Annotated in this window: 15 protein-coding genes and 1 pseudogene; 10 read left to right on the forward strand and 6 right to left on the reverse strand. The window is 69.3% G+C overall.

Annotated features, from left to right (window positions below; translation table 11 throughout):
• Positions 1-190 precede the first annotated feature (190 nt).
• The 3 genes and pseudogenes from KV557_RS33405 to KV557_RS45145 form a co-directional block, all read right to left on the reverse strand.
• Entirely contained in the window at positions 191-1,078 is an 888-nt protein-coding gene (locus KV557_RS33405) for a phosphotransferase family protein (protein ID WP_308130195.1), read from the reverse strand.
• A complete protein-coding gene (locus tag KV557_RS33410) occupies positions 1,075-2,232 on the reverse strand; it encodes an XRE family transcriptional regulator (protein ID WP_445156346.1) in 1,158 nt (385 codons plus the stop codon). Before KV557_RS33410 ends, KV557_RS33405 begins: the two co-directional genes overlap by 4 nt.
• A 21-nt stretch (positions 2,233-2,253) precedes the next feature.
• Positions 2,254-2,466: pseudogene (locus KV557_RS45145) on the reverse strand (helix-turn-helix domain-containing protein); the annotation flags it as partial.
• Between the two features lie 208 nt (positions 2,467-2,674).
• Between KV557_RS45145 and KV557_RS33415 the strand changes: the two are divergent.
• From KV557_RS33415 to KV557_RS33440, 6 genes are all read left to right on the forward strand, one after another.
• On the forward strand, positions 2,675-3,925 hold the full coding sequence (locus tag KV557_RS33415) for a methionine adenosyltransferase (protein WP_218205319.1): 1,251 nt from the start codon (positions 2,675-2,677) through the stop codon (positions 3,923-3,925).
• 74 nt (positions 3,926-3,999) lie between these two features.
• Positions 4,000-4,884, forward strand: a complete 885-nt coding sequence (locus KV557_RS33420) for an aminoglycoside phosphotransferase family protein (RefSeq protein WP_218205320.1) — start codon at positions 4,000-4,002, stop codon at positions 4,882-4,884.
• Entirely contained in the window at positions 4,881-5,591 is a 711-nt protein-coding gene (locus KV557_RS33425; protein WP_218205321.1) for a histidine phosphatase family protein, read from the forward strand. Before KV557_RS33420 ends, KV557_RS33425 begins: the two co-directional genes overlap by 4 nt.
• Positions 5,584-6,876, forward strand: a complete 1,293-nt coding sequence (serS, locus tag KV557_RS33430) for a serine--tRNA ligase (protein WP_218205322.1) — start codon at positions 5,584-5,586, stop codon at positions 6,874-6,876. The genes KV557_RS33425 and serS overlap by 8 nt, the downstream gene beginning before the upstream one ends.
• Complete coding sequence (locus KV557_RS44620; protein WP_218205323.1) at positions 6,877-7,899, forward strand: glycosyltransferase; 1,023 nt, start codon at positions 6,877-6,879, stop codon at positions 7,897-7,899.
• The gene (locus KV557_RS33440) at positions 7,893-8,939 is read left to right on the forward strand and encodes a hypothetical protein (RefSeq protein ID WP_218205324.1); all 1,047 of its coding nucleotides are present in this window, start codon (positions 7,893-7,895) and stop codon (positions 8,937-8,939) included. The genes KV557_RS44620 and KV557_RS33440 overlap by 7 nt, the downstream gene beginning before the upstream one ends.
• Before the next feature lie 121 nt (positions 8,940-9,060).
• On the opposite strand, the gene KV557_RS33445 is transcribed toward KV557_RS33440, so the two are convergent.
• On the reverse strand, positions 9,061-9,906 hold the full coding sequence (locus tag KV557_RS33445) for an SDR family oxidoreductase (RefSeq protein WP_218205325.1): 846 nt from the start codon (positions 9,904-9,906) through the stop codon (positions 9,061-9,063).
• Positions 9,907-9,985: 79 nt separating this feature from the next.
• Between KV557_RS33445 and KV557_RS33450 the strand changes: the two genes are divergently transcribed.
• Complete coding sequence (locus tag KV557_RS33450; protein WP_218205326.1) at positions 9,986-10,591, forward strand: TetR/AcrR family transcriptional regulator; 606 nt, start codon at positions 9,986-9,988, stop codon at positions 10,589-10,591.
• A 171-nt stretch (positions 10,592-10,762) separates the two neighbouring features.
• On the opposite strand, the gene sigJ is transcribed toward KV557_RS33450, so the two are convergent.
• Positions 10,763-11,695, reverse strand: coding sequence for an RNA polymerase sigma factor SigJ (sigJ, locus tag KV557_RS33455; RefSeq protein ID WP_218205327.1), 933 nt, complete (start codon positions 11,693-11,695; stop codon positions 10,763-10,765).
• Positions 11,696-11,837: 142 nt separating this feature from the next.
• Here sigJ and KV557_RS33460 point away from each other — a divergent pair, with 142 nt between their 5' ends.
• The 3 genes from KV557_RS33460 (at position 11,838) to KV557_RS33470 (ending at position 13,883) form a co-directional block, all read left to right on the forward strand.
• A complete protein-coding gene (locus KV557_RS33460; protein WP_218205328.1) occupies positions 11,838-12,311 on the forward strand; it encodes a carboxymuconolactone decarboxylase family protein in 474 nt (157 codons plus the stop codon).
• Positions 12,312-12,348: 37 nt separating this feature from the next.
• On the forward strand, positions 12,349-12,735 hold the full coding sequence (locus KV557_RS33465; RefSeq protein ID WP_218205329.1) for a DoxX family protein: 387 nt from the start codon (positions 12,349-12,351) through the stop codon (positions 12,733-12,735).
• A gap of 224 nt (positions 12,736-12,959) precedes the next feature.
• Positions 12,960-13,883 carry a DUF2690 domain-containing protein gene (locus KV557_RS33470; protein WP_218205330.1) on the forward strand — a complete coding sequence of 308 codons (924 nt, stop codon included), beginning with the start codon at positions 12,960-12,962 and terminating at the stop codon, positions 13,881-13,883.
• A gap of 69 nt (positions 13,884-13,952) precedes the next feature.
• On the opposite strand, the gene KV557_RS33475 is transcribed toward KV557_RS33470, so the two are convergent.
• Positions 13,953-14,333, reverse strand: coding sequence for a peptidoglycan-binding domain-containing protein (locus KV557_RS33475; RefSeq protein WP_218205331.1), 381 nt, complete (start codon positions 14,331-14,333; stop codon positions 13,953-13,955).
• Between the last annotated feature and the right edge of the window lie 228 nt (positions 14,334-14,561).

A 14,561-nucleotide genomic window follows, 5' to 3' on the forward strand; every position in this document is an offset into this window, starting at 1 on the left:
ACTGGGACAAGGCCATCGCGCACCCCCTGGTGAACTCGCCGTTCTACTCAGAGAGTTGCGCGATGGCTCTCCTATGACCAGGGGTTACTCCAAGATCCTTGCTACACCACTCCACGGGACGCCATCACTCTGCACGGCCCATGCTTCGTACGATGCGAGATGGGCTACAACGGGGACGTACAGGTCGACCTCAGCTGACGGCTGTCCAACCCCATGGCCGTGGACCGTTCTCTCCTTGCAGACAGGCGAGACGGTAGTGGGCTTCCGCTCGGTGTCGGGTCGGATCGGCTGCCGCGTGCTGGAGCGCGAAGCAAGTGACCCGGAGCTCACGGATATTTCGCAGCACTTGGTAACCGGCCCAGACCATCACGTCAGCCCCGTATGCCTCGCAGAAGGCGTCGTATTCGCTGTCCGAAACAGTGCCGAAGGTGCCGTAGCCGACGGCGGTGGCAGTGAGGTCCCACTCGGGAGGCCCGAGAGAGGCCCGTTCGAAGTCCAGCAGATACGAGGTGGTGGGTGTGACGGCGACGTTGCCGCCCCAGGCATCGCCGTGGATGACGCTCGTAGGCAGGCCCGGCGGAAGACTCAGCCATGCCGTCTGGAGTTCGGCTAGGCGGTCGCGCAGCCACTGCCGCTGCGAGTCATTGAGGGTGGCCGCGCCGTCGATCCGGAAGTCCAGCCGGACGAATGGGTCGAGGCGGCCCAACGGGAAATCCGGGACAGGTAGTTCGTGGATGCGATGGAGGAGTGGCGCGATGTCGGCGGCGCGACCGGGTCGGTGTGGCGGTAGCTCGTGCCAGAAGGTCACCGGGTTGCCGTCCACATCCAGCGGCTCTGGCAGGTGATCGAGCGGGCGCACCGCAGGCACCCCGCAGTCGTGCAGCCATCGAGCGACCGCTAGTTCGCGTCGAGCGGCAGTCGACTGCCCGGGGCGGCTGATCCGAGCCACGATCCCATTCAGCAACCGCCACAGCGCGTTCTCCCCGATCCGGATCGGCTCCGCGCCGGTTGCGGACAGGCCGACCATGGCGCACGCCTTGACCAGCAGGGAGTGGGACGCCTCGATGTTGCTGCTCACACTGCCACCGTAGCGGCGATCTGCTCCCGCAGGTCCCGGATGTCGGCGAGGTTGCGGTGGCGATGGGCGACCCGGCCCAACTCGGCCAGCTCGTGATTGGCACGCAGCGAGCGGAGGTCGCTGACCTCGGCGAGTGCGCTGCGACCCTCGGCCAGAGCCTGCTCGGGGTCGCTGGCCGCCATCTGGAGCGTAGCGAGCTTGGTACGGGAGAACGCGCGGGACCTGGCGAAGCCATCGTCGTGACCGTCCACCGCGGCCTGCAGCCGCCGGAGTGCCTCCTGCGGTGGGTGGCCGGCAAGGGCGAGGTCGAACAGGGCGTGGCCGGTGTCGCCATGGTGCTGCGCAATGTCGTAGTACGCCATCCACGGCCCTTCGGCTGCCGGAATGATCGAGGCGAATGATTCGTCGGACGCGCCGATCGCGGCCAGGGTCGGTTGGGTGCGGCCCATCTTGGCCAGGGCTCGGGCGCGGGCGTTGTGGAGCATGGACTGTTCGGCAGGAGAGAGTCGGTCGGCGCGGGCAAGGCCGAGTTCCGCGAGCGTGAGGCCGGTATCGGGATTACCACACCAAGTGGCCTGGCGGGATCGTAGGTTGTAGGAGATGGCGCGCAGTGGCCAGTTGTCCACTTCCTCGGCGCACGAGGTGGCGAATGCGAATAGGCGGTGGGCGTCGTCGTGAGCGAAGGCGTCGAAGGCCGAGGCACCGACAACGGTCGCCAGGCGGCTGACGGCGCCGAACAGCTCAGCCCTCAGCGGAGCAGGGCATCCGCTGTTCAGGAGGCCTGCGGCCCAACGGAGTTGGGCGAGCGCGGTATCGCGAACGACGCCGGCGCCGCCGTAGAGGTTGTCCCAGCTGCGCAGTGTGGTCGCGGCGGCGCGGATCTGCTCGACATCGGCGGTCCGAACTACCACCGGCACCGCAGTCGCCGGGCTGAAGATCAGTAGCTGGGTCAGTGGGCCTGCGGCGAGAGCCGCACTCGTCACGGCAAGGAAATTCCGTCGTTCCATGGGGTCGGACTCGTTCCACTTGAGGGCGGGCGATGGCTCTTCCAGCGTGCCCCCGAGCAGATCCCCTCGGGGAGGCTTGACGGCCCCACCGCGTCGTTTGTCCATTTCCCTTGAGCGGTTGTCCATTTCAGCCTCGGCCAGTGCCACGCTTCGCGAGAGCACTCCACCAGTGTTCAAGGCCGCGTCTAACGCCTGGGCATGGTGAAGCTTGCAGGGCCGCTCTGCCCGCTCGATCTTGCTGATCAGGTCCCCACTCAGGTGGACCAATTGTCCAAGTCCGTCCTGACTCAGTTTTCTGAGCTTCCGCCAGTACTGAAGTTCCGCGCCGAACCAGTGGGCCGCGGAGCGGGTGGGGTCCAGAGGCTTTAGTGGTCGCGGCATTTGATCCCCCAGGGCGTCTCTAGTGGACAGCGACCGCTGTCCGAATGCCGGCACTGGTCGGGCGGCTCACCGGCAGGGCTGAATGTCTCCGAGCGCTCAGCGCCCATTACACACCGCTACAGGTCTGACGTGCGGGTGTTCGGCACATCCGCACGACGAAAGCCCCTGCCCGAGCACCGCAGCCGGACCAAAGGAAGAGGAGATCGTCATGCAACGCGTCAGCACGAAGGTGCGGAACAGCAGCATCACCATCGAGACCGGGCGTCCGCTCCCCACTGATCTCGTCCTGTTGGAACGCAAGGGGATCGGCCACCCGGACACCCTCGCCGACCACCTGGCCGAGGAGCTCTCCCGTGCGTACAGCCGCTACACGCTCGACCGCTTCGGTGCCGTGCTCCACCACAACTTCGACAAGCTCGCCCTGCTCGGCGGCTCCTGCGAGGTCCGCTACGGCGCCGGCCGGATGACGGCCCCGGTGAAGGTGCTGATCAACGGGCGGGCCGCGTACGCCTGCGGAGGCGAGGACATCCCGGTGCGGGAACTGGCGGAACAGGCCGTCCTGGCCTTCTTCCAGGACCGGCTGCCCGAGCTCGCGAGCCACCTCGACCTGATCTTCAACATCACCAGCAACCCCAGCCCCGGCGCGGTCGTGACCGATGAGGGCGGCACCGACCGATCGCGCTGGTTCGCGCCCCGCTCGGTGGACGACCTGCGCGAGCGCCACGTCCTGCTCGCCAACGACACCTCGCTCGGCACCGGCTGGGCGCCGATGGCCCCGTTCGAGCAGTTCGCCCACGCGCTCGTCAACCACCTGTCCGGCGTCAGCGAGTTCACCCAGGCGAACCCGTGGTGCGGCTCCGACGTGAAGCTGATGGGTCACTTCGACGGGACGAAGGCCGAGGCGGTTCTGTGCGTCCCGCAGAAGTCCGCGCACGTTCCCAACCGGGCCGCGTACCTCGCGAACAAGAAGGAGGTCCTGGCCGAGTGTGCCCGGTTCGCGGAGCAGCACCTTCCGGGCGTCGAGGTCACCTTCCTCCTCAACGCCCGCGACGTTCCGGACAAGGACGAGCTCTACCTGACCTACACCGGCAGCTCCATCGAGTCGGGCGACGAAGGGGTTGTAGGTCGCGGCAATCGGGTCAACGGCCTGATCACCCCGCTGCGCCCGATGAACCTGGAAGGGGCCAGCGGCAAGAACCCCGTCTACCACGTCGGGAAGCTGTACAACTTGGCGGCCACCCGGCTGGCCCAGCGCCTGTACGAAGAGACCGGCAGCTACGCCGAAGTGCACCTGGTCAGCGCCACCGGCCAGCGCCTCGACCAGCCTTGGAAGGTCCTGGTCCGGCTCGCGGCCGAGGACCCGGAGATCGAGAAGGTGCAGGCTCAGGTCGCCCTGGCCCTCGGCGGCTTCCCGGAGCTCACCGCCGAACTGGTCCACCACGGCGTCCGGCTCAGCTGATGCGCGCTGAATCGCACACACTCCTGCCCCCGCGCACCGCACGGCAGCGCCTCCGGGAGCACTACGGCCCGGGGGTGCACGGGTGGCTCGCCCACGCCCCCGAGCTCTTCAACGAAGCCTCGCGCCGCTGGCAGTTGACTCTCGACAGCTACCACGACGCCGGCCACGCCTCGCTGCTGATGGTGGCGCGGGAGCAGAACAAAAAGCGCGAGGTCCTGTTGAAGGCATGGCCCGAGCACAGCCGCTACCACAACGAGATGATCGCACTGGGGATCTGGGCAGCCGGGCCGGCCGTCAGGGTGCTCGACCACGCGGACGACCTCGGGATCGCCGCCTTGGAGGTAGTGGCGTCCGTGCCCGGCGGCTCCACCGGACCGGAGAAGGACGAGTACGAGGCAGTGGCCATCGCACTGCGGCAGCTGCATTGTCTCGGCCGAGGCGCGAACACGACGGCCGCAGCGCTTCCCAGCCTCCAGGACTTCCTCGAATGCGAGCTGGTCCCGCGGGTGCACCGCCGCCTGGTGGCGCAACGTCCCCAGCTACCGCTTGACTGGGCGGGGCTCGGAGAGAGGCTGGTCACCCGGTTGCACCCGGACGTGGCACGGGCATCGGTCCTTCACGCGGACGTCTATCGGGAGAACGTCCTCTTCGACCACGATCGGAAGCCCATCCTGGCGGACCCCCTTCCGATGGTCGGTGACGAGATCTTCGACTGGGCGTTCTGGACCGTCTACTACGACCTGGGCACTGGTACCCGGGACCGCTTCGAGATCGCCGCCACCAGCGCCGGCCTCGATCCGCGGCGGCTGCGCCAATGGAGCCTCGCCCTCTGCGTGGACGGGCTCCTCTACTACCGCGAAGTGGAAGACAGCCGCGCCTCCGTGATGGAGCGGGTGATCGCAGGGCTGGCCGGGGGCCTCGATCTCACGGTGGTGCCGGAGAGGAGCGGCCAGGCATGACCACCTACCTCCTGCGCCATGCCAGTACCCGCTACAGCACGGCTCACCGGGTCAACGGCGACCCGACTGTCGATCTTCCACTTGATCCGGAGGGTCGCGTCGCCTGCCGGACCGGTAGCGGCGTCACCGCTGCCGTCCAGCCGCGTATCTGGCTTACCTCGGGTTTCGCCCGGACGAGTGAGACGGCCCGGCTGTTGATGGGCGAGACCGACCAGCCCATCAGGGTCGAGCCTGCCCTCGGCGAAGTGGACTACGGGCAGTTCGAAGGCGGCCCCTTCACGGAGTACGCGCGCTGGCTCGTCGCCGCCGGACCATGGGAGCGTCCGCCCGGTGCTGGTGAGTCCCAGCGTGGAGCCATCCTCAGAATGTTGGTCGGCCTCCGGAGCGCAGTCCCGATGCCCTCACCTCGGGTGGTGGTCGCGCATGGGCTGCTGGCCTCCGTGCTGCGCTGGCAGAGACAGACCTCGCGCGCGAGCCCGGGCCGGACCATGCCGATCTTCTTCGATGAGGTGCCCTGTCTCTACGTGATCAGGATCGAGGACAGCGAACTCGAAGACCTCACTGTGGCCCTGCTCGAACTCCTGGAGGCGGAGGAGATGGAGACCGTGGCATCGGGTGCATGGTCTTCGCGGCCAGAAGACGAGCGCGTGCTTGCTACCTTCGATGGACCATCAGTCCAGCTGGAGGAGAAGAACTCCCATGCATGATCCCCGCGCCCTCATCGAGATGGGCTCCGAGGCGGTCCGCCGCCTCGCCCGCCGCGGCTACACCCTGGATCTCTCTGTGTTGGAGTCTCTTCAGTCCCGCCGATCCCAGCTCATCACCCGCGTGGACGAGCTGCGGGCCGAGTCGAAGCGGGTCGCCCAGGAGGTCCAGCAGGCGGCCCGCCAGGGCGGTGACACCGAGGCGTTGAAGGACCGGGCCCGCGAACTCAAGGAGGAGATCCGCTCGGCCGAGGCGGAGCAGGAGCAGGTGCAGCAGGAATTGCGCGACTTCCTGCTGACCATCCCCAACCTTCCGCTCGACAGCACCCCCGACGGCGACTCGGACGAGCACGCCGTCGAGGTAAGGCGGGTTGGTACGCCGCCGTCCTTCTCCTTCGAGCCGAAGGACCACGTGGACCTCGGTGAGGCCCTCGGCATTCTCGACTTCGCCCGTGCCAGCAAGCTCTCCGGCTCCCGGTTCAGCGTCTCGCGCGGTGCCGGCGCCGCCATCGAGCGCGCCTTGGCCACGCTCTTCCTGGACCTGCACACCAAGCGACACGGCTACGTCGAGCACGCGGTCCCCTACCTCGTCACCCGGCAGACCATGACCGGGACCGGCCAGCTCCCGAAGTTCGAAGAGGACCTCTTCGCCACCGGCATGGGGGAGCGCGAACTCTTCCTGATCCCGACTGCCGAGGTCCCGCTCACCAACCTCTACGCGGACGAGATCATCCCGCCGGCCGAACTTCCCCTGGCCCTCACCGCGTACACCCCGTGCTTCCGCTCGGAGGCCGGCTCGTACGGCCGTGACACCCGCGGCATCCTGCGCCAGCACCAGTTCTCCAAGGTCGAGATGGTCCGCATCTGCGACCCCGACGACTCGCAGGCCGAGCTGGAGAAGATGCTCAGCCACGCCGAAGCCTGCCTCAAGGAACTGGGACTGGCCTATCGGGTCGTCCAGCTCGCCGCAGGAGACCTTGGCTTCTCCGCCCAGATCACCTACGACATCGAGGTCTGGCTGCCCAGCCAGCAGACCTACCGCGAGATCTCTTCCGTCTCGGACTGCGGTGTCTTCCAGGCCCGCCGCGCGGGCATCCGCACCCGGGACGAGCACGGCAAGACCAAGCCCGTCGCCACACTCAACGGCTCCGGGCTGCCCATCGGCCGCACCCTGGCAGCCCTCCTCGAACAGTGCCAGCGGCAGGACGGCTCCATCGTCCTGCCCGAGGCCCTGATGCCCTACCTCGGATTCCGCCGGATCTCGGCGGACGGAACAACGGAGGCATAAGTGTTAGTCGGCATCTGCGACTTCCCCAGCAGTTACATCTTCCCGCCCGCCGGTTACGGCGGGATCGAACGCTGGCTCTGGGCAGTGGCGGAAGGCGCCCGAGCCGCAGGCGCCGACGTACACCTCCTCGGTCCCGGCTGGAGGACCGACCTCGCAGGCGACTGGGCGCTGCGCTCGGTCCGCCTGGAGGAGCTCCAGCCGGGCACCCAAGCCGCACGCGAGCTGCGCACGACCGGCTACGACCTGCTCGTCGTCGGGCATGAGTACCCGTCACATCCTGAGTGGCGGAAGATCTGGGCCGAGCTCGACTGCGACGTTGCGACCTTCCAACACTCACCGGTGTTCCAGCACGCGGCGGACGCGTTCGACGGTCGGCGCTCCAGGCTCTACTGCTACTCGCCGGAGATGGCCGCGCTCTACGCGACGCACACGCCGGCCCTGGAGCACGCCGTCCACCTCGGCCTCGGGGAAGCCGAGCCGCCAGCCGTTCCTGGCCGCGACCTGATATGGGTCGGCCGGATCGACGAAGAGAAGGCGCCGCATCTCGCGGTTCGGGCGGCCCAGTTGCTCGGACGACGGATCAGCATCGTCGGCCCTGTGTTCGACACGGACTACCTGCGCAGGCACCAGGCCCTCCTCTCGGCCGACCACGTCACCTGGGTCGGCGAGCTGGGCGGCGCCGCCAAGGCCGTGGCCTTCTCCGACGCCGCCGCATTCGTCTACACGTGCTCCCGAACCTACGTGGAGGCTGGCGCCGCAGTGTTCGGCGAATCGCTGCGGGCCGGCACCCCGGTCGCGGCGCTCTGCTGGCGGGAAGGCACCTGCGCCGAGGCGGCGATCTGCGACGCCACCGGAGCCGCCGTGTACGCCAACCCGGACAGCGACGACGAGGCGGCCGCCTGCGCCCTTGCTGTGGCGATCGAACAGGCCCTGACGCTGGACGCGCCCGCTGTCCAGGAGATCGGGTTCCAGCGCTTCGACCCGGTTCGCCACTTCCGCGCTCTGGCGACCCGGCCATGCTGATGGCCGACATACCGTCGAGGCAGGTCGGCCTCCTGGACGGCGACCGCCTTGGGCTCGGCCCGAAGTGGGAGATCACCCAAAGCCCCGACGGACGCTTCGACATCCGCCACCGCGACAGAGGAACGCCGTACCGGCCGACGACTCGACCCCACTCGTGGGCCGGCCTGCTGGACCGGCTGGAGAACAGCTTCCGCACGGCAGGCGTGGTACGAGCCAGACCCCTGCCAACGAGGTGCGGCCGGGACACGGAGTTGACGATCTCGGCCGTCCAAGCGCTCGACCCTCTTCTCAAGGACGGCGAGCCGTACGTCCTCCGCCGCGGCTACCTTCCTCAGCCAGTCGTGAGGATGACCGGCGAGAGGAACGCCACCGGCGTCCTCCGAGACGGATTCCTCACTTCGTTCGTCAACGTCTCGCGTATCGAACCCATCACCCAGGATGCCGAGTTCACCGACATCCTCGACCACTGGCTCACGGTGCTCTCTGATATCGGGCTCCACGCCAGGCACATCACCATCCACGGGCGCAACGCCGTGTGGAGACGACGTGAGGTCTGCGGGTTCACCGTGCACTTCCGCCACCTGGACCTGCCGATCGGCGACATCGTCCTGCTCTGGAACGCCGAGGACCCCAGCTGTATGGCGGTTGACCTGGGCTCCGGACTCGAACGCCTCGCGTGGGCACGTACCCGCCAACCCTGGTGGGAGATGGTTCTCGGTCGCTTCGCCACGCCTGGCGCCGCACCCGATACGCTCGATGCGATCCGGACCGCAACCCTCCTCGTCGGCAGCGGCATAAGCCCGGCAGCACGAGGTGCCGGCAGCGTCCTCCGCCGCCTCCTTGCCTGCGTCCCTGAGGATGCCGCGCCGCTTGGAGTGAGCGCCTTGGTCCGCACGAGCCATGGCTACTGGAACCTCACATCGCCGATGGCCGTGCCGTGGCCAGAAGTCGCGTCCGTCATCGAGCGCGAGATCCACCGACCTACGCCACAGGGCAAAGCCCATACCTCATTGCCGCCAACCATCAGGCGCGGCAGCTGAAGGACGTGCTCCTGGGGCCGTCCGCAGCGGTGGCTGCGGACGGCCCCAGCCCCATCGAGGCCTCATGCCGGACCTGGCTCGATCGCAACCGGCCCCGCCGCGAGTGGCTCACTAGGGGGTTCTACCGGAAGGCCGGGAGGTTGCGCGCGACCCACTCGTCGAAGGACCTGGCCGGACGGTGGAGGACGTTCTCCACGTCGGGGCTGATCTCCTGCTCGGCCGGCAGCGGGATGCCGAGGACGTCCAGGGTGCCGCCGATGACCTCCTGCGGCATGAACTGCGCCATGTGGGCGTGGGCCTCCTGGCGGGAGAGCTCCACGAAGGCCACCTCCTCGCCCAGGGCCTCGGAGATCACCGCAGCCTGCCGGCGCGGGCTGATGGCCTCGGGGCCGGTCAGCTCGTACGTACGGCCTGCGTGACCGCCGTCGAGCAGCGCGGGGGCGGCGACCTCGGCGATGTCCGCCGGGTCGATGACGGGCAGCGCGACATCTGCGAACGGGGCGAAGACCGTGCGCTTCGTACGGACCGACTCGGCCCAGGCGAAGGCGTTGGAGGCGAAGCCACCCGGGCGCAGGATCGTGAACTCCACTCCGGACGCGCGCACGGCAGCCTCGAACTCGCGCAGGCGGGTGTGTGAAGGGGCCTCCGGTCGGGTGGAGTTGAGCTGGGAGGAGAGCAGGACGACCCGCTTGACCCCGGCGGCCCCGGCCACGTCCAACAGGGCGTTCGGGCTCTCGCCGTGGCCGTTGAGCTCGCCGCCCAGCAGGATGAAGAAGGCGTCGGCGCCATCGAGGACGGGCCGCATGCTCGCGGCCTCTCCGACGTCGGCCCGGGCGTGCCGGACGCCGGCCGGAAGCCCGGCGGGCTGCGGCTGCCGCGAGACGGCCACGACCTCCTCGCCCGCCTCGGCCAGCAGCGGCACCAGCGTCCGCCCGATGTTGCCGGTCGCACCCGTCACGACGATCATTGCTACCCCCAAGTAAGTTAGTCGGCTGACTTGAAAGACCTTAGCACGGCCCCCTCGGGCGCTGTCTATAGTTGGTTGGGTGACTGACTCAGTGAAGCCCAGGGCGGCGCGGGCGGCCGACAAGCGCCGACGGCTCACGGCCGCGGCAGCCCAGGTCCTGCATGAGCAGGGCGTCGAACGGACCACCCTCGCCGACATCGCGCGCGTGGCCGACGTCCCCGTGGGGAACGTCTACTACTACTTCAAGACCAAGGACGAGCTGGTCCAGGCCGCGCTGTCCGAGCACAGCGCACACCTTGACGAACTCACCGGCCGACTGGACCAGTTGTCCGACCCGCTCGACCGCCTCAAGGCGCTGATCGAAGCCTGGGTGGGGCAGCGCGACCTCGCCGCCCGCTACGGCTGCCCCACCGGCACCCTGGCCGTCGAACTCGACAAGCGCGCGGACGGGAGCCTCGACGCGCAGGCCGGCGCCGTGATCCGACGGCTGCTCGACTGGGCCGGACACCAGTTCCGTGCCCTGGGCCTGCCCGACCCGGACGACCTCGCCGTCACCCTCGTCTCCGCCTACCAGGGCATGTCACTCCTGGCCAACGCCCTGCGCGACCCGGACATCATGACCCGCCAGGGCGCCCGCCTCCTCCACTGGCTCGACTCCCTGAAGGCTCCCGCCCAGACCCCTTGAACCAGGCCCTCCAGCGGGAACTCCGCATCGACCACCCGAACCGAAACCGCGTTTGACGCGCGCACCGCCGTGCCGGCGAGTGGTTCACTGTCGAGGCGGGGCCGGAAGGGCAGTGCGTGGGCTACGTCTGCTCGGACAGGTCGTTGAACCGGTGGTTGCTCTGAAGGAACGTCACTTCTTCGGCAGCAGACCGATGTCGGAGACCGGGCCGAGGTGGGCGAGCTTGTCGGGGTTGGACACGGAGTGGACGGCCTGGATCGCGCCGTTGGCGATCTCAAGTTCGAGCACGCTGGCCACGCGGCCCTCGGCGTCGTACAGGACGGCGCCCGGGCGGCCGTTGACCGTGGCCGGGCTGAGGGAGACGCCGAGCTTCCGGTTCCGGCGGATGCCGCCGATGAGGAGCTGGGCGACGCGGCGCAGGCCGGTGAGTGCCTTGCCGAGAGCGCGGGCCTTGCCGCCGCCGTCGCCGTGGAACACGACGTCCGGCGCGAGCAGGTCGAGCAGCGCGTCCATGTCGCCGCCTGCGGTGGCCTCGAAGAAACGACGGGCGAGTTCCTCGCCTTCCGCACGCCGGGCCGGGGGCGGCGGGGTGTCGGCCGCCTGCGCGGCGGGAGCGATCCGCTTCCTGGCGCGGGCGAAGATCTGCCGGCAGTTCGCCTCGGACTTGCCGACGGCCCTCGCCACCTCCGGGTAGTCGTATCCGAAGGCCTCGCGCAGCATGAACACCGCCCGCTCCGTCGGAGAGAGGGCCTCCAGCAGGACGAGGAACGCCATCGACAGCGAGTCGGCCAGCTCGGCGTACTCGGCGGGCCCCGGCCGGTCGGCGGACACGACGACGGGCTCGGGCAGCCACTCGCCCACGTAGGTCTCCCGCGGTACCCGCGCCGAGCCCAGGTGGTTGATGCCCAGCCGGGTCACCGATGTGGTCAGGTGCGCCTTCAGGTTGGTGATCGTGGTCCCCGACTGGTCCGCCCGGGTCAGGCCGAGGAAAGCGTCCTGGACGATGTCCTCGGCGTCGCCCACGGAACCGGTCATCCCGTAGGCGATGGAGAACAGCAGCGGCCGGTATCCGGCTGCATCCGTCGCAACTGCCGATCCCGGCATGGAACCCCTCCCTCAGCTCGCCCAGCAGGGTATCCGACGACACCCCGGCGGCAGTGACGCACGTCACACCTGCACCTGTCACGGGGCGCCGGGGTGCCCTGTCCTAGAGGGGCGACAGCGGACAACGACAAAGGAGTCCACGATGGAAGCCCGCCTGAACCCCTTCGCCAGCCCGATCATGGGCAAGGTCTTCAAGCACCTCATCGCGGCGAACAAGCTGCTCGCGGAATCGACGCTCCCCTGGGCGACGCAGGAATTCGTGAAGCTGCGCGCCAGCCAGATCAACGGCTGCGGTTTCTGCGTCGACATGCACTTCAAGGACGCCGTTCACGCAGGAGAGGAGGCGACGCGCCTCAACCTGGTCGCGGCCTGGCGGGAGGCCACGGTGTTCACCGACGCCGAGCGCGCCGCCCTGGAGCTGGCGGAGCAGGGCACCCGCCTCGCGGACGCAGCCGGCGGGGTCACGGACGAGGCCTGGGCGAACGCCGCCAAGCACTACGACGAGGAGCAGCTCGCCGCCCTGGTCTCCCTCATCGCCGTCATCAACGCCTTCAACCGCGGCAACGTCATCGCCCGCATGCCCGCCGGCGGCTACCAGCCCGGCCAGCACGCCTGACCGACCAGAGGCCCGTACGTACAAGGGAGAGAGACCAGTGAACCTCGCTCTGTGGATCGTCGCCGGACTGCTGGCCGCCGCCTACCTGCTCGGCGGCGCCTTCAAGGTGATCACGCCGAAGGAGAAGATCGCCGCTGCCGGGCACAGCGGGCAGTGGGTCGAGGACTTCAGCTCCGGCGGAGTGAAGGCCATCGGCGCCCTTGAGGTCCTGGCCGCGGTGGGCCTGATCCTGCCCGCCGTGCTCGACATCGCGCCGGTCCTGGTGCCGCTGGCCGCCCTCGGCCTGGTGGCGATCATGGTCGGTGCGGCGATCACCCGGATCCGGCGCCACGAGTTCAAGCTCATGGTGGTGGACCTGGTCTACATCGCCCTGGCCGGCTTCGTGGTGTGGGGCCGCTTCGGCCCCGAGTCCTTCATCGGCTGATCGGGGCGGCGCCGCTGACCGGGAAGTGATCTTCCCGGTCGGCGGTTTCGGTCGCCACTTGTGGGGAGCAAGTGGCCACCGGGGAAGGGGTGTTGTCCCCGGAAGGGGCCTGTCGCAAGGTCCGGGCAAAGCCGGGACGGGATTGTCCAGGACATGTACGCTGCCGAAGGCGGCGGGGCTCAACTGCCGTCGTAGACAGGTCGCATGCTGCGTAGGGGGGGCGCATGGCCGGTCGCTGGAGGCGTTTGCCCGAGGAGTTGTCCGCCGAGGAGCGGGAACTCGTCGAGGCGCTCAGGGAGATGAAGGACCGCAGCGGGCTGAGTCTGGTCGAGCTCGCGGCGAGGACGCACCACAGCAAGTCGTCCTGGCAGCGCTGGTTCAACGGCGAACGGCCGGTGACCGAGCAGGCGTTGCGGCGACTGGCAGAAGTATCCGGCACCGAACCGGAGTCGGTGCTGCCGGTCTTCGCCGCCGCCATGCTGCGGGTGGCGGACGGTGCGGGCGAGCCTCCCGAGGAAACCCCGGAGGGCGTGGCCGACGAACCGGGCGGCGGATTGCCTCCAAGGCGGCGACAACTTGCCTACGCAGCAATGGCGTTGGCGCTCGTCGCGGCCGTGGCGGGGCTGATGGCCGCACTGTGGCCGGGCCACGCGCCACGGCAGGCGGCGGACGGTCCGACGGCGCCCACGACCGCTACGGCCACGACGACCGCCACCACCGCCCCCAGCGGCTGCCTGGGGGTCTCCTGTTCCGGGCTCGACCCGAAGACCACGGGCTGCGGTACCGATGCCATCACGCTGATCACCGCGAATGTTCAGCGGATGACCATCCATATGCGCTACAGCCCGCACTGCCGAGCCGCCTGGGCCAAGATCACCAACGCCACCCCCGGCGATGCCGCCTCGATCACCGCAGCCCAGGGCGGTCACCAGACGGCCCTGGTGCACTGGGGGTACGACGCGTACTCACCGATGCTCGATGCCTCTGCCTCCAACAGCGGTCTGCAGGTGTGCGGCGAGCAGGGGGCGGCTCGGGGGTGCAGCCAGGTGATCACCGACCCGGCGACCGCGCCGGTGGCACCAGAACTCCTCGCTACGCCGCCCTCGGGCCCCGGCGCCACCGCGAGCACGGCCGGGCCGGAGCACTGAGCCCGGGCAGGGGGCGGCCCCCCGTCGGTCCTGCCGCCGCCCCCCGCCCGGGCATCACTCACCTACGCGTCAGCACACGTAGTTCGGGGACTGGTACCAGTAGTCCAGCGAGCCCCAGGTGTTCGGCCCGACGATGCCGTCCACCGCGAGGCCCGCACAGGCCTGGAACTGGCGGACGGCGGTCTGGGTGGCCGGCCCGAAGCTGCCGTCGATGTTCAGCGGGGTGTGCGTGCCGGGGTCGAGCGACAGGTTCAGCTCGCACTGCAGCTGACTCACCGCGGCACCGCTGGAGCCCCGGCTGAGGGTCGGCTCGGAGTTGGTGTAGTTGCACGCGGAGCTGGCCTGGTCCGGCGTGGCGGTGGTGGCGGCGGCGCTACCGGCCGTCCCGATGGCCGTGGCCAGCACGAGGCCGGCTCCCGCGAGGCTGAGCACGATGCGGTTCTTGCGCATGACGCTTCCCTCCCTGATGCGCCGCACGCCTCTTGCGGCGTGCGGTCGTCGGTGTCCGGCGAGCGAGTGCCCGGCCCGGACAGCAGTAACTCTGCCGCGGTCCGGGGGGTCCCACAGCGTTGGGACGAGGCGGGGGACGACCCGGGGAATGTCCCACGGGGTGGTCCGGCCGGGACCGTTCGGCGGCGCAGCTCAGGGAGCCGAGCCGTCGGACCGCTCGATCGCCGG

Source organism: Kitasatospora aureofaciens, assembly GCF_019192735.1.
GTDB classification, from domain to species: Bacteria; Actinomycetota; Actinomycetes; order Streptomycetales; family Streptomycetaceae; genus Kitasatospora; species Kitasatospora aureofaciens_A.

Excerpts from the sequence above, each read along its gene's own strand:
- KV557_RS33415 (WP_218205319.1), top strand. The coding sequence starts at position 2,675 with ATGCAACGCGTCAGCACGAAGGTGCGGAACAGCAGCATCACCATCGAG.
- KV557_RS33425 (WP_218205321.1), top strand. The coding sequence starts at position 4,881 with ATGACCACCTACCTCCTGCGCCATGCCAGTACCCGCTACAGCACGGCT.
- serS (WP_218205322.1), top strand. The coding sequence starts at position 5,584 with ATGCATGATCCCCGCGCCCTCATCGAGATGGGCTCCGAGGCGGTCCGC.
- KV557_RS33440 (WP_218205324.1), top strand. The coding sequence starts at position 7,893 with ATGCTGATGGCCGACATACCGTCGAGGCAGGTCGGCCTCCTGGACGGC.
- KV557_RS33445 (WP_218205325.1), bottom strand. The coding sequence starts at position 9,906 with ATGATCGTCGTGACGGGTGCGACCGGCAACATCGGGCGGACGCTGGTG.
- sigJ (WP_218205327.1), bottom strand. The coding sequence starts at position 11,695 with ATGCCGGGATCGGCAGTTGCGACGGATGCAGCCGGATACCGGCCGCTG.
- KV557_RS33460 (WP_218205328.1), top strand. The coding sequence starts at position 11,838 with ATGGAAGCCCGCCTGAACCCCTTCGCCAGCCCGATCATGGGCAAGGTC.
- KV557_RS33470 (WP_218205330.1), top strand. The coding sequence starts at position 12,960 with ATGGCCGGTCGCTGGAGGCGTTTGCCCGAGGAGTTGTCCGCCGAGGAG.
- KV557_RS33475 (WP_218205331.1), bottom strand. The coding sequence starts at position 14,333 with ATGCGCAAGAACCGCATCGTGCTCAGCCTCGCGGGAGCCGGCCTCGTG.